19 protein-coding genes are annotated in these 18,757 nt (G+C 72.2%); 11 read left to right on the top strand and 8 right to left on the bottom strand.

Annotated elements, in window-relative coordinates; translation table 11 throughout:
- Positions 1 to 12: 12 nt before the first annotated feature.
- The 6 genes from FCN18_RS16675 to FCN18_RS16650 form a co-directional block, all read right to left on the bottom strand.
- Complete coding sequence (locus tag FCN18_RS16675) at positions 13 to 894, bottom strand: ABC transporter permease (RefSeq protein WP_228714002.1); 882 nt, start codon at positions 892 to 894, stop codon at positions 13 to 15.
- Positions 887 to 1,861: an ABC transporter permease gene (locus FCN18_RS16670; RefSeq protein WP_112274233.1), complete on the bottom strand. Its 975-nt coding sequence runs from the start codon at positions 1,859 to 1,861 to the stop codon at positions 887 to 889. Before FCN18_RS16670 ends, FCN18_RS16675 begins: the two co-directional genes overlap by 8 nt.
- Before the next feature lie 60 nt (positions 1,862 to 1,921).
- A complete protein-coding gene (locus FCN18_RS16665) occupies positions 1,922 to 3,091 on the bottom strand; it encodes a CaiB/BaiF CoA transferase family protein (RefSeq protein WP_228714001.1) in 1,170 nt (389 codons plus the stop codon).
- 6 nt (positions 3,092 to 3,097) lie between these two features.
- A complete protein-coding gene (locus tag FCN18_RS16660) occupies positions 3,098 to 3,988 on the bottom strand; it encodes a hypothetical protein (protein ID WP_199542991.1) in 891 nt (296 codons plus the stop codon).
- Positions 3,989 to 4,110: 122 nt separating this feature from the next.
- Complete coding sequence (locus FCN18_RS16655; RefSeq protein ID WP_137095545.1) at positions 4,111 to 5,061, bottom strand: 2-hydroxyacid dehydrogenase; 951 nt, start codon at positions 5,059 to 5,061, stop codon at positions 4,111 to 4,113.
- Entirely contained in the window at positions 5,058 to 6,077 is a 1,020-nt protein-coding gene (locus FCN18_RS16650) for an alpha/beta hydrolase (RefSeq protein ID WP_137095544.1), read from the bottom strand. The genes FCN18_RS16655 and FCN18_RS16650 overlap by 4 nt, the downstream gene beginning before the upstream one ends.
- 97 nt (positions 6,078 to 6,174) lie before the next feature.
- On the opposite strand from FCN18_RS16650, the gene FCN18_RS16645 reads away from it, so the two are divergent.
- Complete coding sequence (locus FCN18_RS16645; protein WP_228713999.1) at positions 6,175 to 7,611, top strand: NAD-dependent succinate-semialdehyde dehydrogenase; 1,437 nt, start codon at positions 6,175 to 6,177, stop codon at positions 7,609 to 7,611.
- Between the two features lie 196 nt (positions 7,612 to 7,807).
- On the opposite strand, the gene FCN18_RS16640 is transcribed toward FCN18_RS16645, so the two are convergent.
- Positions 7,808 to 9,010 (bottom strand): ROK family protein, encoded by a 1,203-nt coding sequence (locus FCN18_RS16640; RefSeq protein ID WP_137095543.1) that lies wholly within the window; start codon positions 9,008 to 9,010, stop codon positions 7,808 to 7,810.
- Between the two features lie 82 nt (positions 9,011 to 9,092).
- Here FCN18_RS16640 and FCN18_RS16635 point away from each other — a divergent pair, with 82 nt between their 5' ends.
- The 10 genes from FCN18_RS16635 (at position 9,093) to FCN18_RS16590 (ending at position 17,995) form a co-directional block, all read left to right on the top strand.
- Positions 9,093 to 10,193, top strand: a complete 1,101-nt coding sequence (locus tag FCN18_RS16635; protein ID WP_112274245.1) for an ABC transporter ATP-binding protein — start codon at positions 9,093 to 9,095, stop codon at positions 10,191 to 10,193.
- A 73-nt stretch (positions 10,194 to 10,266) separates the two neighbouring features.
- Positions 10,267 to 10,947 carry a hypothetical protein gene (locus FCN18_RS16630; RefSeq protein WP_137095542.1) on the top strand — a complete coding sequence of 227 codons (681 nt, stop codon included), beginning with the start codon at positions 10,267 to 10,269 and terminating at the stop codon, positions 10,945 to 10,947.
- 133 nt (positions 10,948 to 11,080) lie between these two features.
- Positions 11,081 to 12,046: an aldo/keto reductase gene (locus tag FCN18_RS16625; RefSeq protein ID WP_137095541.1), complete on the top strand. Its 966-nt coding sequence runs from the start codon at positions 11,081 to 11,083 to the stop codon at positions 12,044 to 12,046.
- Between the two features lie 99 nt (positions 12,047 to 12,145).
- The gene (locus FCN18_RS16620; protein ID WP_112274251.1) at positions 12,146 to 12,340 is read left to right on the top strand and encodes a hypothetical protein; all 195 of its coding nucleotides are present in this window, start codon (positions 12,146 to 12,148) and stop codon (positions 12,338 to 12,340) included.
- A 38-nt stretch (positions 12,341 to 12,378) separates the two neighbouring features.
- Entirely contained in the window at positions 12,379 to 13,311 is a 933-nt protein-coding gene (locus FCN18_RS16615; RefSeq protein WP_112274836.1) for an AAA family ATPase, read from the top strand.
- Positions 13,308 to 14,234, top strand: a complete 927-nt coding sequence (locus tag FCN18_RS16610; RefSeq protein WP_137095540.1) for a DUF58 domain-containing protein — start codon at positions 13,308 to 13,310, stop codon at positions 14,232 to 14,234. Before FCN18_RS16615 ends, FCN18_RS16610 begins: the two co-directional genes overlap by 4 nt.
- On the top strand, positions 14,231 to 15,190 hold the full coding sequence (locus tag FCN18_RS16605) for a VWA domain-containing protein (RefSeq protein WP_137095539.1): 960 nt from the start codon (positions 14,231 to 14,233) through the stop codon (positions 15,188 to 15,190). Before FCN18_RS16610 ends, FCN18_RS16605 begins: the two co-directional genes overlap by 4 nt.
- A gap of 10 nt (positions 15,191 to 15,200) precedes the next feature.
- A complete protein-coding gene (locus tag FCN18_RS16600) occupies positions 15,201 to 16,070 on the top strand; it encodes a S1C family serine protease (RefSeq protein WP_137095538.1) in 870 nt (289 codons plus the stop codon).
- A gap of 6 nt (positions 16,071 to 16,076) precedes the next feature.
- Positions 16,077 to 16,766, top strand: a complete 690-nt coding sequence (locus tag FCN18_RS16595) for a response regulator transcription factor (RefSeq protein ID WP_112274259.1) — start codon at positions 16,077 to 16,079, stop codon at positions 16,764 to 16,766.
- Positions 16,766 to 17,995 (top strand): sensor histidine kinase, encoded by a 1,230-nt coding sequence (locus FCN18_RS16590; protein ID WP_137095537.1) that lies wholly within the window; start codon positions 16,766 to 16,768, stop codon positions 17,993 to 17,995. Before FCN18_RS16595 ends, FCN18_RS16590 begins: the two co-directional genes overlap by 1 nt.
- Positions 17,996 to 18,139: 144 nt before the next feature.
- Here the strand turns inward: FCN18_RS16590 and FCN18_RS16585 are convergent, their stop codons facing one another.
- On the bottom strand, positions 18,140 to 18,730 hold the full coding sequence (locus tag FCN18_RS16585) for a TetR/AcrR family transcriptional regulator (RefSeq protein WP_137095536.1): 591 nt from the start codon (positions 18,728 to 18,730) through the stop codon (positions 18,140 to 18,142).
- Between the last annotated feature and the right edge of the window lie 27 nt (positions 18,731 to 18,757).

Genomic DNA, 18,757 nt, shown 5'->3' with positions numbered 1-18,757 from the left:
CCGTCCGGGCGGTCAGGCCGAGCGACGCCGCGGGTCGAAGACGTCGCGGAGCCCGTCGCCGAGCAGGTTGAAGCCGAGCACGGCCAGTGAAATGGCCAGGCCAGGCCAGAAGGCGTAGTTGATGTCCGTCAGCAGGTAGCCCTGCGCCGCGCGGAGCTCGGCGCCCCAGCTCGGCGTCGGCGGCTGCGTTCCGAGCCCGAGGAAACTCAGACCCGCCTCCGTCACGATGGCCACCCCGCAGGCCAGGCTGGCCTGCACGAGCAGCGGGCTCACCGCGTTCGGCAGGATGTGCCGGATCACGATGCGTCCCGAGGGCAGCCGCAGCACGCGGGCGGCCTCGACGTATTCCATGCCCAGCTGACTCAGCACCTGCGCACGGGCGATCCGCACGAAATGCGGGACGAAGGCGATACCGATGGCCACGGCGGCGTTGACCGTGCCCGGCCCGAGCACCGCTGCCGCCGCGAGCGCGAGGATGAGAAACGGGAACGCCTGCAGCGCGTCGACGACGCGCAGGATGCCGCCCCTGACCAGCCGGGACTGCGCGTACGCGGCCACCGCGCCCACCGGGATCCCGATGAGCGCGCTCAGCGCCACCGCGATCAGCCCGGCGAACAGGGAGACCCGCGCGCCGTGCAGGATCCGGGAGAACAGGTCCCGGCCGAGGGGATCGGTGCCGAACGGGTGCGCCGCCGACGGACCCTGGCCGGCCGCGGTGGCGTCGACCGCGTCGGGCGCCACCGCCACCAGCGGCGCGAGCGCCGCCCCGGCGACGAGCAGCAGGACCACGAGCCCGCCGATGACGACCGAGGGGTTGCGCAGCAGGCGGCGCGCCAGCCCCGCCCGGCGCGGACGCGCCACCGCGGCGGCACCGAGGTTGACTGTGCTAGACACCGGCGGCCTCCAGCGTGATCCGGGGATCGAGACGGGTGTAGAGCAGATCGACCAGCGTGTTGACCACCACGACCAGGACCGCCGCCGTCAGCAGGCAGCCCTGCACGACGACGAAGTCCCGCGCGAAGATGCTGTCCACGATGAGCCTGCCGATACCTGGGATCCCGAACACGGTCTCGGTGAGAACGAGACCACCGAGCATCTCCGCCATCTGCAGACCGGTGACCGTGACCACGGGGATCATCGAGTTCGGCAGGATGTGCCTGCGCATGATCCGCCGCCCCGTCAGTCCCTTCGCCTCGGCCACGCGGACGTAGTCCGCCGTGGACACGTCGAGTACCGCGGAGCGCACGAACCGGGCGATCTCCGCGGAGCGCCGGAACCCCGTCGCCACGACGGGCAACGCCATCAACGCGAGGTTCGCCTGCCAGTCAACGGTCAACGGCACGTACCCACCGGCGTTGAACCACTGGAGCTGAACCGCGAAGACGTAGATCAGCATGATCGCGAACCAGAACGCCGGTACGGACAAACCGGTCAGCGTCAGCGCCGAGGTCAGCACCCCGGACAGCCTGCCGCTGCCCTTCGCCGCGAAGATCCCCGCGGGGACCGCGATGAGCACCGCCACCAGCAGGCTCAGTATCGCGAGTTCCAGCGTGGCCGGTAACCGCTCCGCGATCAGGTCCAGCACCGGCCTGCCGTCCCTCGCCGACACTCCGAAGTCGCCGGTCACCACGTCCCCGATGTAGCTCAGGTACTGGACGGGCAAAGGCCGGTCGAGACCGAGCTCCTCCCGTACCTGCTCGACCCGTTCCGGGGACGCGTCGGCCCCGGCGTGGACGAGTGCCGGATCACCCGGCAACGCCTGGGTGAAAGCGAATACGATGACCGAGACAATGAGCAGGGTCAGTACGGTGGCCCCGAGCCGCCGCAGCAGCCAGCGCCACGCCACCCGGCCTCGATTCATGAGAGGCTCCTTTGCCCTCAAGACCTGCCACGTGATCAGTCGGATGATGCTGACACGTTTTCACCGAGCTCGGTTGGTGCCCAGCTTCAGTTCGGCGAGCACCTCGGTGGTGTGCTCGCCGAGCAGTGGCGGCGGCAGCGTCACCGCCGCCGGCGTCCGGGACAGCCGTACGGCGGGACCGACGAGCGGAACCGCACCCAGCCGGGGGTGGTCGACGGTGACCACCTGCCCCGACGCGGCCACCTCCTGGTCATCGAAGACCTCGTCGAGCGTCCGGACACGGGCGACAGCCACGCCCGCGCGCCAGAGCACGTCCTCCCAGTACGTGGCGTCTTCTGTGGACAGACGGTCCTGTAGCAGCGCCACGAGCTCGTCCCGGTGCGCGACCCGGTCGGCGTTCGTCCGGAACCGGGGGTCGCCGGCCAGCTCGGGGCACCCGATCGTCTCGGCCAGGAGCCGAAACAGCCGGTCGTTGGCGGCACCCACCACGACGTAGCCGTCCCTGGCACGGAACGCCTGGTACGGAACGATCGAGTCGTGCCCGCTGCCCTGCGGACCCGTGACGTGCCCGGCCACCAGGTAGGCGCTCGCCGCGTTGATGAGCGCCGCCAGCTGCGCGCTGAGCAACGACACCTCCACGTGCTGCCCCTCTCCGGTGCGCTGCCGGTGCAGCAAGGCGGCCAGGATGCCCTGGGCGGCGAACAGTCCGGTGGTGACGTCCACGAGCGCCACCCCCGTGCGGACCGGCTCGCCGCCCGGTGTTCCGGTGATGGACATCAGGCCGCCGTGCGCCGCCACCATGACGTCGTACCCCGCCCGCTCCCGGTACGGACCGTCGGTGCCGAAGCCGGAGATCGAGCAGTAGACGACGTCCGGCCGCAGCTCACGCACCGTTTCGTAGTCCAGCCCCAGCCGTCGCATAGTGCCGGGGCGGAAACTTTCCACCACGACATCGCTGGACGCGACGAGCTCACGGGCGAGCCTGCGCCCCTCCTCGCTCTTCAGGTCCAGCTCGACGCTGCGCTTGTTGCGATTCACCGCGAGGAAGTAGGTGCTCTCCCCGTCCTTGAACGGTGGCCCCCACCCCCGGCAGTCGTCGCCGGTACCGGGCCGCTCCACCTTGACGACGTCAGCACCGAGATCGCCGAGCAGCATCGTCGCGTAGGGGCCTGCGACCACCCTGGTGAAGTCGGCGACCCGCATGCCGGCGAGTGCGCGCTGTCCGTCCACTGCCGGTCACTCCGGAATCGCCAGGTCGGCCGGGCCCTGCTTGGAGCAGACCGCCTCGGGGAAGTAGGTCTCGATCATTCGGTTGACCAGCTCGACCCGGGTGGCGTAGCGCTTCGCGTCCTCGGCGGTCGACTGGAACGCGTGCGTCGCCTGCTCGAAGCCACCGGACTTGCAATGGATGGGCGCGGCCACGCGGACGATCTCGGCGACGTCGTAGTCACGCAGGAAGCCACCGGAGGACTGGGGGCTCTCTGTGGACATGTCCATGGGCAGCGTCGTGGCCTGCCGCAGCGCGGCCCACATCGGCGCGTCCAGGTCGCGAACCGGGTTGATGGTGTCGGCGCCCAGCCGCTCCAGCAACCGGACCGAGGCGGGGTTGCCGTGTCCACAGTGGCCGCTGACCTTGATGTGCAGGTTCGCGGGCAGCTCACCGGCCTTGCGCAACTCGTCGACAACGCACAGCAGGCCCTCGTCGTAGACCATGATGCCGCGCACGCCGAAGCCGACGGCACGCTTGACGTCCTCGATCGCGCGCGCGAGCTGGTCACCGCCACGCAGCCGGTACGCGATCCGGGAACCCTCAACGGAACGGGCGGCCGCGGAGATGTCGTAGGTCGCGCGGGGGCCCACCGACATGATCAGCTCGACCTGCCATTCCTTGGCGATGGCCACCATCTCGCGCAGCTCGCGGTCGGTGTTGCGGAAGATCCCCATGGTGTGTGTGGCGCGGTGGAGGGTCAGCCCGATGCGGGCGGTCTCCTCGAGCGCGGCCTTCAGCGACTCGGGTGTCTGCAGGCCGGGAATCTCGCGGCGGTAGTGCGCACCGTCCGGGAACCGGTGCGGCGAGCCGGGAAGGTCGTACCGGTTTCCGGCGGGCAACCCTAGCCGCTCAAGCATTTCCCCTGTCTCGTCGAGCGACGTCCTGACTCGGGCCGGAGAGATACTCACTCGCTCCTCCATTCATATAATGGTTTAGGAAACCATTGTGTGAACTAGTGAACCATGCTGTGGTGTACTGGTCAACACATCGACACCGCGTCTTCGCAGGGCACGGCGCCACTGTCCAGAAAGGACGCGACATTGCCGACCGCGCGGCGGAGCATCGGTACCACGTTGTCGGCGATCGCGCCTGCCTGGTGGGGAGTGACGACGACACGCGGAGCGCTCAACAGCGGCGAATCCGGCGCGGGCGGCTCGGGTTCGAACGTGTCGACACCCGCGCCGGCGAGCCTGCCCCGGTGAAGGGCATCCGCGAGGGCGCGCTCGTCGACCACACCACCACGCGCGGTGTTGACGAGTACCGCACCGGATTTCATCCGCGCGATCCGCGGACCGTCGAGCAGGTGCCGCGTGTCGGGTTTGAGCGGCACGTGCAGGGACACGACATCGCTCGTGGCAAGAAGCTCGTCGAGATGGCGGTACCGCGTCCGCAGCTCCGCCTCCACCTCGGCCCCCGGGCGACGGGGGTCGTAGTAGCACACGGTCGTGCCGAAACCGGCAAGCCTGCGCGCCACCTCCCGCCCGATCGCGCCGAAACCGACGAGACCGACCTGCTTGCCCGCGAGCCCACGGGTGACGGCGCGCGCCCGCTCCTTGCGCCACTGCCCCGCCCTGGTCGCGCCGTCGAACTCGATCAGCCCGCGCAAGGTGGCGAGCATCAGCAGCACGGCATGCTCGGCGACGGCTCCGGCGTTTCCCCCGGCGAGCCGCGCCACCGCGACGCCGTGCCGCTCCGCCGCCGCGACGTCGATGTTGTCCACGCCCGCACCCAGCTTCTGGATGAGCCGTAGCCGGGGCGCGGCCGCGATGTCACCTGCCCGGATGGGCGTCCAGCCGGCGAACCAGACGTCCGCGACCGAGCGGTCCGCCTCGTCCGGGAACGTCACCCGCCACCCACGGGGCATCGCGGTGGTGATGACGGCGCGCACCTCGGTGTCGTAGGTGTCGAGAAACGCGACGTGGGGCTTCATGGCGCGGCCAGCAGGGTCAGGACGGCGGCGACGAACGCGGCGCGGCCGCGCTCAGGGCGCTCCAGGTGCACGAAATGGGTGCCCTGGGGCAGCTCGAGGACCTCGACCGACCGTGCGTTGCGCAGGTCGCGTACCAGGGCCGCGAGATCCTCCGGCCGGGAGAGGAAGTCGTGCGCGGCCCGGCTCGCCAGCACGTGGCACCGCAGCTCGGAGGCGTTCCACAGCGAGCCGCCCGTGGCGAGCAGGAAGGCGTCCGCGAGCGGCCCGGCCGGGGACCGGCTGCTCGGCGGGCGCCGGGTGTGGCTCGTCGGATCGCCCGCCAGCGCCGCACTGACGTAGGCCTCGGCGATCGCCGGATCACGCCAGCCATCCGGATCGGCCGCGGGAATGGTCCGGTCCCAGCCGCCGAGCAGATCGGCGCCGGTGCTGAGCCGGTAGCCGCCGACCGCTTCCGCCGCGAACCGGCCGGGCCGGCCGGGATCGTCGAGGCGGGAACCGCGGCCCATCGTGGGATGCCCGTCCGTGCCTCCGTACAGCGTGTTGTGGAGTACCAGATGTGACACCAGTGCGGGGTGCTGGACCGCCACGAGTCCGGCCCACACGCTGCCCGTAGCCCAGCCGAGCAGTGCCACCGGCGTTCCATGCCGCGCGGCGACCTCCCCCGCGACCGCGGCGATGTCGGTGGCGGCCTCGGACGCTCGCACCAGCGGTGGCGAATCGCCGGGCGGCCCCGTCATCGCCGCCGGGCGGGTCGACGCGCCGAACCCGCGCACGTCCAGCACGTAGACGGCATGGCCGGCACCGGCCAGGTCCTCGGCGAGCGATCCGCCCGGCACCGGCAGGTCGAACGCCGCGATCCCATCCGCCCGTGCGCCGTGCACGAGCACCACCGGCCTGCCGGTCACGATGTCGGGGAGCACCGCGCGGACGCGCACGGTGATCCCCGGTTCCGACACCACCCGCAGTTCCGCTCGCCCCAGGCGGCCGCTCGCCGCCGCGGTTGGCTCTTGTGCCATGTCGACTCCTCTCGGTGGAGGATGACAAGCATTGACTCTTCATAATCTGACGTCAATAGTCATATAGTGACTCGAATGAACTGAAGGAGGAGTTGCGGTGGCGGCGAGGATGCTGATCGCGGGCGAATGGGTGGAGGCGGCAAGCGGTAAGACGTACACCCGAGCCAATCCCGCCACCGGGGAACCGGTGGGCGAGGTGCCGCTGGGTGACGAGCGCGACGCGGAACACGCTGTGGCCGCGGCCGCCGCCGCGTTCCCCGGCTGGCGCGCTACACCGGTGACCGAACGCGCCGCCGCGCTGCGCCGGACGGGCGGCGTGCTGCGGGCACGCGCCGCCGACATCGCTCGCCTGATCACCTCGGAGCAGGGGAAACCGATCGGCGCCGCACGGGCCGAGGTGCTTGCCGCCGCCGAACTTCTCGACTGGTACGCCGAAGAGGCCAGGCGCGTCTACGGCGAGTGGATCCCCGACCCACTGCCCGACCGCCGCCTGCTCACCGTGCGCCAGCCCATCGGCGTCGCCGCCGCGATCACGCCGTGGAACGTGCCGGTGTCCATGGTGGCTCGCAAGGCGGGCGCCGCACTCGCCGCGGCCTGCGCGGTGGTGGTCAAGCCTGCCGAGCAGACCCCGCTGAGCGCGCTCGCGGTCGCCGAGGCCTTCACCGAGGCCGGGCTACCACCTGGCGCCGTCAACGTCGTCACCGGCGACCCCGCGTCGATCGGCGGTGTGCTGCTCGGCGACGACCGCGTCCGCGCGGTGAGCTTCACGGGATCCACGGCCACGGGCATGCTGCTGATGCGCCAGGCCGCGGGGACGGTGAAGAAACTGTCGCTCGAACTCGGCGGCAACGCGCCGTTCGTCATCTTCGACGACGCCGACCTCGACCTAGCGGTCGCGGCGCTCGCGGCCGTGAAGTTCCGCAACGCCGGGCAGACCTGCGTGTCACCGAACCGCGTTTTCGTGCACGAATCCGTCGCGGAGGCCGTCACGGCGCGGTTGACGCGGTCGGTCCGCTCGCTCCACGTCGGCAACGGCCTCGCGCCGGAAACGCAAGTCGGCCCACTCGTCGACCACGCGGCGCTCGCGAAGGTCGAACGGCACGTCGCCGACGCGCTGGATCGCGGCGCGCGGCTCGAGACAGGCGGACGGCGGCTCACCGGCGGAGAGTACGACGGCGGCGCCTTCTACGAACCCACGGTGTTGTCCCATGTGGATTCTTCCATGCTCATCGCCACCGAGGAGACCTTCGGCCCCGTGGCGGGTCTGCTGACCTTCTCCGGTGAGGACGAGGTCGTAGCGGCGGCCAACGCGACGCCCTACGGCTTGGCGTCCTATGTGTACACACGTGATCTCGGCCGCGCGTTCCGGGTCGCGGAGGGGATCGAGGCGGGAATGGTCGGCGTCAACGACACCAGGCTCTCCGCGCCAGAGGCACCCTTCGGCGGGGTGAAGCACAGCGGGCTCGGCCGGGAGGGCGGCAGGCAGGGCCTCGACGAGTTCCTCGAGACGAAACTCATCACCATCGGTATCTGACGGGCAAGGTTGAACGTGACAGTGCTGGCCGATTCCCGCTCACTCCCCCGAGACGCCCCCACCCTGGCAGCCCGCCGACCGCAGTGAAGGCCACCTTCACTGCGTGGAATCAGACTCAGCGGCGCGCAGCGTCTCCGTCTGGGTGGTGGTGGGAGACGGGCGGGCGCAGGCATGGTGGCCTTCACTGCGGTCCGGGCTACTCGGCGAACCAGGCGGCGGGGTTCTCGATGAGGGCATCGGTGACCGTGGTGGCGGCGGCCCTGGCCACCACGTCGGGGGGAAGGCGGGAGGCACGCACGCGGGTCGCGCTGCCGGGACAGCGGGCGCGCAGCGCCGCCTCCACCGCGCCGAGGAAGTCCTCGCCCAGTGCCGGGAAGTGCCCGCCCAGCACCACCACCTCCGGGTCGAGCGCGGGCACCAGCCCGCCGAGGACCTCACCGAGCGCGGCGGCCGCCCGGCGGGTCGCCGACAGCGCCCTCGGCTCGCCGGAGCGGACCAGCCTCGCGAGCCCGCTCTCCCCACCCGCCAGCCGCGACCTCGCCGGGCCGTCCAGCCCGGCGGCCAGTAGCAGCGCGCTCTGCCCCGCCACCGTGTCGAGGCAGCCGCGCCCGCCGCACACACACGGCTCCTCCGCCCCGCCGACGCGCACGTGGCCCAGCTCGCCCGCGGCTCCGCGAGCCCCCGCGTGCACCTCGCCGCCGACGAGGACGCCCGCGCCGAGGCCGTCCTCCCCGCCCACGTAGACCAGCACGTCGCCGTCCTCGCCGTCGAACCAGCGCTCGGCGCGGGCCGCGAGCTGGTGGCTGCCCGCGACCGTCACCGGGATGCCGCCTGCGCCCAGGGCCGTGAGCCGGTCGCCGAGCAGCCACGGCAGGTTCGTCTCCGTCCAGCCCAGGCTTTCGGCGCGGACCACCGTCGCGTCCCTGATGCGCCCCGGCAGGCCTACCGCGACCCCGGCGACGACGTTGTCGGTGCTGTTGGCGGTGTTCAGCAGCCGCCGCAGCACCGGCTCGGCAGCCTTGACCGCGCGGAGCGGGTCGCCGCGCAGGTCGTCGGCGCGGCGCAGCGCGCGGTCGCGGACGCGGCCGGTGAGGTCGAGCAGACAGCCCGCGACGTGGTCGGCTTCGATCTGCAGGCCGATCCCGGCCGGCCCCAGCGAGTTGAGCACGAGCAGGTTGGCGGGGCGGCCCGGGCCGCCGGAGCGGCCGGTGCCGATCTCGCGCAGCAACCCTCCGTCGAGCAGCTCGCCCGTCAGCTGGGTGACCGTGGACTTCGTCAGCCCGCTCTCCTGTGCCAGCCGCGCCCTCGACACCGGGCCGAGGCGCGCCGCCAGCCGGGTGACCAGCGCGAGGTTGTGCCGGTGCTGCTGGACCGGGCGTACCGGCGCGTCGCGCTCCACCTGCGGCTCCTTGGATAATTAGTTCGTCTACTAGACTATCGAACTCTAGCGGTCGCGAACCACGATCGGCTAGACAGTGCGCATGGCTGATGTGTCCTTCCGCGAAGCGTCCCGCATCTTCTCCGGCAACCCACCGGTCCGGGCCGTCGACAGGTTGTCCCTCGACATCGCCGACGGCGAGTTCCTGGTGCTCGTCGGCCCGTCGGGCTCGGGCAAGTCCACCGCGCTGCGCATGCTCGCGGGCCTGGAGGACGTCGACGAGGGCGCCATCACCATCGGCGGCCGCGACGTCACCGAGGTGTCGCCGAAGAACCGCGACATCGCGATGGTGTTCCAGTCCTACGCGCTGTACCCGCACATGACCGTCGCGGAGAACATGGGCTTCGCGCTGAAGATCAAGCGCATCAGCAAGGCCGAGATCGCCGAGCGCGTCAAGGAGGCGGCGCGCCTGCTCGACCTCACCGACTACCTCGACCGCAAGCCGAAGGCGCTCTCCGGCGGCCAGCGGCAGCGCGTGGCGATGGGCCGCGCGATCGTCCGCGAGCCCGCCGTGTTCCTCATGGACGAGCCACTGTCCAATCTGGACGCCAAGCTGCGCGTTGAGACGCGCGCCAACATCACCGCGCTGCAGAGCAGGCTGGGCACCACCACGGTGTACGTGACCCACGACCAGATCGAGGCCATGACCATGGGCCACCGGGTCGCGGTGCTGAAGAACGGCGTGCTGCAGCAGTGCGACACGCCCCGCGCGCTGTACGACCGGCCCGGCAACGTGTTCGTCGCCGGTTTCATCGGCTCCCCCGCGATGAACCTGACCACCGTGCCGCTCACCGCGGAGGGCGCGAAGCTCGACGGCCTGACCGTGCCGATCGCGCGCGACCTGCTGAGCGGCCGGGAGGCGAGCGAACTGAGCGAGGTGACCGTCGGCATCCGGCCGGAAGGCCTGCGCCCCGCGGACGCCGGTGAGCCCGCGCTGGAGCTGAAGGTGGAGCTGGTCGAGGTGCTCGGCTCGGACGCCTACGTCTACGGCCAGGTCGCCGTCGGCGGGACGCACGAGCGCTTCATCGTCCGGACGGAGACCCAGAACACGCCGTCGTTCGGCGACACCATCCGGGTCACGCTGCGCGATCCGGACGCCGCGCACACGTTCAACCCGGAGACGGGTCAGCGCCTGACCGCCTGAGCCCGGGGTTCGGCAGGCGTTCTCCTCGCGTTCGGGGGTATTGCCTGGGCGGTCGCGGTGGGACCATGGACCGATGTCCAGCCCGCGACCGCCCGTGCCCGACCCGACGGGAGCCAGGCCGGGCACGGGCGGGCAGCCGCGTGGCTCGCTCGGTCTCGTCGCCGCCGTGTTGCTCGTGCTCGCCGCGGGACTCACGGCGTTCGCGTCGTTCCAGCCGCTGTTCACCGGCCGGATCTCGTCGCCGGGCCAGGCAGGCTTCGAGCTGTCGATCACGGCGTGGGGCGTGGACACCGACGCCCCGCAGCAGGAGGGCGGGGTGCCCTCGAACGGACTGCCGCTCTCCGTCGCCGCCGGGTTACTGGCCGGGGCCGCGGTGCTGACACTGCTGGCGGTCTCGCGCCGCGCCGCCGGGCTGGTCGCCGCCATCGGCGCGGCCTTCCTCACCGGCGCGGGCTGGGTCGTGTTCATGCAGGTGCTGAGCTGGATCGACACGTTCCGCTCCACCGAGAACGGCCGGGGCCCCTTCCAGGTGGACACGAGCACGAGCATCGGACTCGGCACGTGGCTGCTGGCGGGCGCGCTCGTGCTCGCCATCGCGGGCACGGTCCTCGCCCTGCGCATACCGAAGACGCGAGCCGAGCCGGTGACACCGCGCTACGGCTTCCCCGCGCCGATGGGACCGCCACCGCCGTCCTCGCCCGACCCGGGCGTGTGGAAGCCGGCGGAGCGGCACGGACCACCGTCGGCTCAATAAAGCCGAGCCGTATAGGTCGTTATACGAGACGCTCTACTGTGGACCAGGGCTCGTCCGCGATCCGCGTCCGCCGTATGAGCACGCCAGACCAGGGCTTGCGCTGGAGCGCGCTCAAGGTCCTAGCGTCGCCGCCATGTTGAAGCGAACGCGACGGCTGTGGCAGGACGGTCCCGAGGTGGGGGCGATCGGCCTCGGTTGCATGGGCATGACGTGGGCGTACGGCGGCACGACCGACGCCGAGAGCCCGGACGAGGTGATCGGCAGGGCACTGGAGCTCGGCCTGAATTTCGTCGACACGGCCGACATGTACGGGCCGTTCACCAACGAGGAAGTGGTCGGGGCGGCGCTCAAGGGCAGGCGTGACGACGTCGTGCTCGCCACGAAGGGCGGCAACGTCGTCCGGCTCACCGAAGACGGTGCGCCGGCGATGCCGGCGCAGGACGGGCGGCCCGAACATCTGCGCCAGGCCATCGACGGCTCGCTGCGGCGGCTCGGCTTCGACCACGTCGACCTGTACTACCTGCACCGCCCCGACCCCGAGGTGCCGGTGGAGGACAGCATCGGCGCAATGGCGGAGATGGTCGCGCAGGGCAAGGTGCTCGCGCTCGGCGTCTCGGAGTTCACCGTCGAGCAGCTCGACCGCGCCCAGGCGGTGCACCCGATCAGGGCCGTGCAGTCGGAACTGTCGCTGTGGACCCGCGAGCATCTCGCCACCACGCTGCCGTGGTGCGTCCGCAACGACGCCGCGTTCGTGCCGTTCTCCCCGCTGGGCCGCGGTTTCCTGACCGGCCGGTTCCGCGAAGCCGCGTTCGCGCACGACGATTTCCGCGCCAAACTGCCGCGTTTCCAGGAGGAGAACCTCCGCGCCAACCTCGCCATCGTGGAGCGGGTCGAGGCCGTGGCCGCCCGGTACGGCGCGACGGCGGCACAGGTCGCTCTGGCCTGGGCCCTCGCGCAGGGTGAGCACGTGGTGCCCATTCCGGGCACCCGCAGGCGTTCGCGGCTCGAGGAGAACGCGGCCGCGGCCGAACTTACGCTGACCGAGACCGATCTCGCGGAACTGGACGCGCTTCCTGCGCCCGAAGGCACGCGCTACTGATTCACGGGCGATTTCACACTCGCTTTGCTTACGGTGCCTTTCGCCCCGTTCTGTTCGGATGGACTCCTCGCGCAGGAAAACGCGAAAGGGGAAATCACCATGCGAATCAGGACACTCGCCGGGCTCGCGATCGCGGGAGCCTCGGCGGCGGCGATCGCGGGCGGTGTCGCGCTGGCCGACACGCCGGGCTCCGCGGAGGAGCCGACCGTGCGGATCGTGCAGGAATCGCAGCCGGACGACGGCGAGGACTGCCCGTCCGGCAGCGGGCAGTCCTCGCCGGAGCAGGAACTGTGAGCGACCAGCTCGAACAGACGCTGTTCGAGGTGAAACGGATGATCGTCGGGCAGGACCGTCTGGTGGAGCGGCTCGTCATCGCGCTGCTCGCCGACGGCCACTGCCTGCTCGAGGGCATGCCGGGCGTGGCGAAGACCCTGGCCGCGCAGACGCTCGCGAAGGCCGCGGGCGGCACGTTCTCGCGCATCCAGTTCACGCCCGACCTGGTGCCCTCGGACATCGTGGGCACGCGGATCTACCGCGCCTCGAAGGAGCGTTTCGACGTCGAGCTGGGGCCGATCATGGCCAACGTCGTGGTCGCCGACGAGATCAACCGGGCGCCTGCGCGCGTACAGTCGGCGCTGCTCGAGTCGATGGCCGACCGGCAGGTGTCCATCGGCGAAGCCAGCCATCCCGTTCCCGAGCCGTTCCTCGTGCTCGCCACCCAGAACCCGGTGGAGTCCGAGGGCGTCTACGCGCTGCCGGAGGCGCAGCGGGACCGGTTCCTGATGAAGGTGTTCGTCGACTACCCGAGCGAGCTCGACGAGCTCGGCATCCTCTACCGGATGGGCACCCGCAGGCCGGTGGCGAGGCGCGTGCTCGACCCGGAGACCGTGCTGCGGCTGCAGGAACAGGCACGCGACGTCTACGTGCACCACGCGCTCGCCGAGTACGTCGTGCGGCTGGTGATGGCCACCCGCAAGCCGGAGCAGGCGGGGCTGCCGGAGCTGGCCCCGGTGCTGGCCTTCGGGGCCAGCCCGCGGGCCACACTCGGGCTCGTCGCCGCGGCGAGGGCGCTCGCGCTGCTCCGCGGCCGCGACTACGTGCTGCCCGGCGACATCCAGGAGCTCGCTGTGGACGTGCTCGCCCATCGGCTGGTGCTGTCGTTCGACGCGCTCGCCGACGGCGTCGCCGCCGAGGACGTGGTGCGGCGGATCGTCACCACCCTTCCCGTGCCGCAGGTGGCACCGGCACAGGCGGAGGTCGCATGAGTCCCCCGGTCGGCGGGCTCGTCCCGCACCACCGCCTGCGGCGGCTGGAGCTCACCGTCACACGGCGCCTCGACGGCCTGCTGCGCGGGCAGCACTCCGGGTTCCTGCCCGGCGCGGGCACCGAACCGGCGGGCAGCAGGGAGTACCGGCCAGGCGAGGACGAGGTCCGCCGCATCGACTGGGCGGTGACGGCACGAACGGGCACCCCGCACGTGCGCGACACCGTCGCCGAGCGCGAGCTGTCGGTGCACGTGCTCGCCGACGCCACCGCGAGCATGGACTTCGGCACCGTCGAGCTGGAGAAACGCGAGCTGGCCGTGGCCGCCGTCGGCGCGGTCGGCTTCCTCACCGCCGGTGCGGGCAACCGGCTCGGCGCCGACCTGCTCGGCCCGCACGGGGTGCGGCGGTTCCCGCCCCGTGCGGGCCGGACCCACCTGCTCGCGGTGCTGAACGCGATGCTCGCCGCGCCGAGGGCCACCGAGGGCGCGGTCGCGCTGGCGAGCGCGCTGCGGGGACTCGACCGCTCACTGCGCAGGCGCGGGCTCGTCGTCGTGGTGTCGGACTTCCTCGACGACGGCGACTGGGGTGTCCCGCTGCGCAGGCTCGGCCTGCGGCATCAGGTGCTCGCCGTGGAGGTCACCGACCCACGCGAGCTGGAGCTGCCCGACGTCGGCCTGCTGACCGTCGTCGACCCGGAGACGGGCCGCCGCGCGGAGATCCCCACCGGCAGCAGGCGGCTGCGGGAACGCTTCGCCGAGGCCGCCGCCGCGCAGCGCCACCGCGTGCGGGACACGCTGCGCCGCGCGGGCGTGGCGCACGTGGCGCTGCGCACCGACCGCGACTGGGTGGCCGATCTCGGCAGGCATGTGCTCGCGCACCGGCGGCTCGCGCTCGCCGCCAGGGGCAGAGCGGGTGCGGCATGAGCTTCCTGTCACCGGAACGGCTCTGGCTGCTGCTCGGTGTGGCGGCCCTGCTCGTCGCCTACGTGCTGCTGCAACGCCGCCGCAGCCGCTATGCGATGCGGTTCACCAACCTGCCGCTGCTCGAACGGGTCGCTCCCGCGCGCCCCGGCTGGCGCCGCCACGTCCCCGCCGGTCTGTTCCTGGCGATGCTGGGGCTGCTCGTGGTCGGCTTCGCGCAGCCAGTGGACGAGGTGCGGGTGCCGAGGGAGCGGGCGACCGTGCTCGTGGCGGTGGACGTGTCGCTGTCCATGCGGGCCGCCGACGTCCCGCCCGACCGGCTCGCCGCGGCCCGCGACGCGGCGGCGGAGTTCGTGAACGGGCTGCCCGAGGAGTTCAACGTCGGGCTCGTCGCCTTCGCGGGAAACGCCACGGTGCTGGTGCCGCCTGTCACCGACCGCGACGCGCTCCACGCCGGGCTCGACCGGCTCGACGTCGGCGCCACCGGCACGGCGGGCACGGCCATCGGCGAGGCCATCGCGGCGTCACTGGACGCCGTGCGCGGCCTCGACGCGCAGGCCTTGACGGAGCCGCCGCCCGCCAGGATCGTGCTGCTCTCCGACGGCGCCAACACCGCGGGCCGCTCGCCCGAGGACATGGCCGCCGACGCCGGGGCCGCCGACATCCCCGTCGACACGATCTCGGTGGGCACCGAGGACGGCGAGGTGGAGATCAGCGGGCAGTGGCAGGACGTCCCGGTCGACGGCGAGACCCTGCGCATGGTCGCCGAGCAGACCGGCGGCTCCTACCACGAGGCGGCCACGGCCACCGAGCTGCGCGACGTCTACGGCGACATCGGCTCGTCGGTGGGCTACCGCACCGAGGAACGCGACGCCTCCAGCCGGTTCATCGGCTTCGGCCTGCTCGCCGCGCTCGCCACGGCCGGCACGTCGATGCTCTGGTTCTCCCGGATCCCATGAGGAGCACACAGTGACCCTGCGACCGACCGGACTCGGCCAACCGCGCGGGCCGCGGTTCCTGCCCCCGCCGGAACAACCGCCACCCCCGCCCGAGCCGCCGCGGCCGTTCGCCCCGCCGCCCCCGGCACCGGAGCGCACGAGCAGCCGATGGCCCCGGCTGCTCGGCGCGGGGCTGCTCGTGGCCGCGCTCTCGGCCGGCACGGGAGCGCTCGCCGGGCGCGCGGCGGCCCCGGACGACGGCGAGGTGACGTTCCCGCGCGCCGAACCGACCCCCGACTCCACGGCCGGGCTGGTCGGCGTCGCCGAGCGCGTTCGCGCGGGCGTGGTCTCCATCTCGGCGCCAACCGGCGGCGGGGTGGCCGGGGGTTCGGGCTTCGTGCTCGACGACCGCGTGCACGTGCTCACCAACGACCACATCGTGTCGGGCGCGAGCTCGGTGAGCGTCATCGGCTCCGACGGCAGGCGGGTGCGCGCCGACGTGGTGGGCCGCGACCCGCGCAACGACATCGCCGTGCTGCGGATCGAACCCAGCGCGGCACTGCGGGCGCTGCCGCTCGGCCGCTCCGCCGACGTCCAGGTGGGCGAGCGGGTGCTCGCGGTGGGCTCCCCGCTCGGGCTGTCCGGAACGGTCACCTCCGGGATCGTCAGCGCCGTCGAGCGGGAGGTCCGCCTCGGCGGCACGTCCCAGACCGCCGTGCAGACCGACGCCTCGATCAACCCCGGCAACTCCGGCGGCCCGCTCGTCAACGCGCGCGGCGAGGTGATCGGCGTGAACACGGCGATCGCGACCGACGACGGCGGCGGCAGCATCGGCATCGGCTTCGCCATCCCCGTCGACCGGGCGGCCGACGTCGCCGAGCGCCTGATCGCGGGCGGGTGAGCGGCGATGCGGCTGCTGCTCGTGGAGGACGAGGAGGACCTGGCCGAGGCCGTGGTGCTCGGGTTGCAGCGCGCCGGGTACGCGGTGGACCACGCCGCGACCGTCGCCCAGGCCACCGAACGGCTCCCGGTCAACGCCTACGACCTGCTTCTGCTCGACCTCGCGCTGCCCGACGGCGACGGTTTCTCGCTGTGCCGGGCGATCCGCGACGGCGCGCTGCCCGTGGCCGGCGGCGGCGACCTGCGCGTGCTCATGCTCACCGCGCGCGGTGCGCTCGCCGACCGCGTGCGGGGTCTCGACGACGGGGCCGACGACTACGTGGTGAAGCCGTTCGCGCTCGACGAGCTGCTCGCCAGGGTGCGGGCGCTGCTGCGCAGGGAGACGCGCGGGGTCACCGCCGTGCTCAGCGTCGGCGAGCTGCGCATCGACACCGCGCGGCACCGCGCGTGGCGTGGCGAGCGCACCCTTTCCCTGTCCCCCAAGGAGTTCGCGGTGCTCGAGTACCTCATGACCCGGCCCGGTCACGTCGTGTCCACGGAGGAACTGCTGGAACACGTGTGGGACGAGAACATCGACCCTTTCACCCACACCGTGCGAGTCACCGTCGGCACGCTGCGGCGCAAGATCGGCAACGGTGACGAGCACTCGATCATCGAGACGATCGTGGGCCGGGGGTACCGCCTGAAGGAGTCCTGATGCCGCAGTTGCCCGCCTTCCCGCGCTCGATCCGGTTCCGGTTGACGGTGCTGTACTCGACCCTGCTCTTCGTGCTCGCGGGAGCGGGCCTGCTGGCGATCTACGTCGCCGTGGAACGCAGCACCGACCCCAAGCCGATCACCGAGCGCTACGAGGCCGAACTGGTCAAGCGCAAGGCCGACGGCAGCGAGGTGCAGGTGGGCACGATGGAGGTCGCCGCCGTCGAGGAGATCGAGTCGGAGGTGAACCTGCGGACGCTCGAGGCGATGCGGAACTACTCGGCGGCCGCCGTCGGCGGGCTGTTCGTGCTGAGCCTCGGCATCGGCTGGGTGCTCTCCGGCCGTGCGCTGCGGCCCGCGCGCTCGATCGCCCACACGGCGCAGGAGATCCAGGCCAGTGACCTGTCTCGGCGGATCCGACTGGAGGGACCGCGCGACGAGCTTCGGGAGCTTTCCGACACGATCGACTCGATGCTCGACCGGCTCGACGCCGCGTTCTCCGCGCAGCGACAGCTGATCGACGACGCGTCCCACGAGCTGCGCAGCCCGCTGGCGATCATGCGCGCGCACCTGGACGCGTCGCTGAAGACGCCGGAGGCGACCGAGGAGGAACGTGCCCGCGCGGTGCGGGCGATCGACCGCGCCGCCGAGCGCATGTCCCGCCTCGTGGAGGACCTGCTCGCGACGGCGCGGCGGGACACCGACGCGCTCGCCGACACCGACGTGGACCTTGCCGCCGTCGCCCGCGAGGCGGGTGAGGAGTTCGCCGTGCTCGCGAGCGAGCGCGGCCTGCGGCTGTCCTACGTGCTGCGCGACGGGCTCACCGTGATCGGCGACCACGACGCGCTGCGCAGGGCGGCGGGCAACCTGCTGTCCAACGCGGTGCGCCTCTCCCCCGCCGACGGCGAGATCACGGTCGGCTGCGGCCGGGCGGGCGCGTGGCTGTGGCTCGCGGTCGCCGACCACGGCCCTGGCATCGCCAGCCGGGACCAGGCGCGCGTGTTCGACCGGTTCTGGCGCGGCGAGCAGGACCGGCCCGGCGGGCGGCGGGATCGGCACACCGGCCTCGGTCTGGCGATCGTGCGCCAGATCGTGGAGTCGCACGGCGGCCGGGTCGCCGTGTTCTCCGGGCTCGGCGCGGGAAGCACGTTCGTGCTGTGGTTCCCCGCCCACGGCGCCGACGGCGACGGCCAGCCGCCGAAGCAGAACCCCCTTTCGCGCCAGGGCTGACGGGCTCAGGGATGGAGGAGGAGCTTCACGTGCCGATCGGGGCGCTGACGGCATCAGTTCCCCGGTTTTTACAACGCTTGTTTCACCTAACCAAGCGAACGTAACGCCCTGCGCGGCCTGGGGACAAGGGTGACAAGGCCCGGGTCACCATCCCGCGACGAGAGTGCCCACCAGTTCCCCGGCCAGAGCGTCCAGCGAGTCCCCTTCCGGCCGCTCGTCCGCGAAGGCGAGCAGGAACGCCTGCTGGAAACAGGCGCCGAGCAACAGAGCCGCAGCGGCGTCCGGGTCGACGGCGGCAGGGACCCGGCCGCTGTCGCGCTCCGCGCGCAGGTAGGCGGCCAGCTCCGTCAGGGGCCTGCCGGGCCCGGCGCCGGGAGCCACCTCGCGAAGCCGTTCCCGGTGCGCGGCGAGCAGCTGCCGCGAGGAGAACACCGACGCCGAGACCGGGAAGCTCTCGGCGTAGAACTCGATCGCGGTCCGCGCGACGTCGACGAGATTGTCGCGCACGGCGCGCTCGCCAACCCGCTCCGGCAGGCCCGCGAGCAGCGGCACCAGCCCGGGCAGGCGCTCGATGAGCACGGTCAGGAAGATCTCGGTCTTGTCGTGGAAGTGCTTGTACAGCGCGGCTTCCGAGTAGCCGGCCGCTCGCGCGATCTCCTTGGTCGTCGCGCGGGCGTAGCCCTCGTCGCGCATGATCCGCGCCGCGGCCGCGATGATGTCCTCGCGCGTGCCCATCGGCCCTCCCCCTGGAGTGAGTGTCTG

Source organism: Prauserella endophytica, from assembly GCF_005146945.1.
GTDB lineage: Bacteria > Actinomycetota > Actinomycetes > Mycobacteriales > Pseudonocardiaceae > Prauserella_A > Prauserella_A endophytica.
This window is presented reverse-complemented; position numbering and strand designations above follow the sequence as displayed.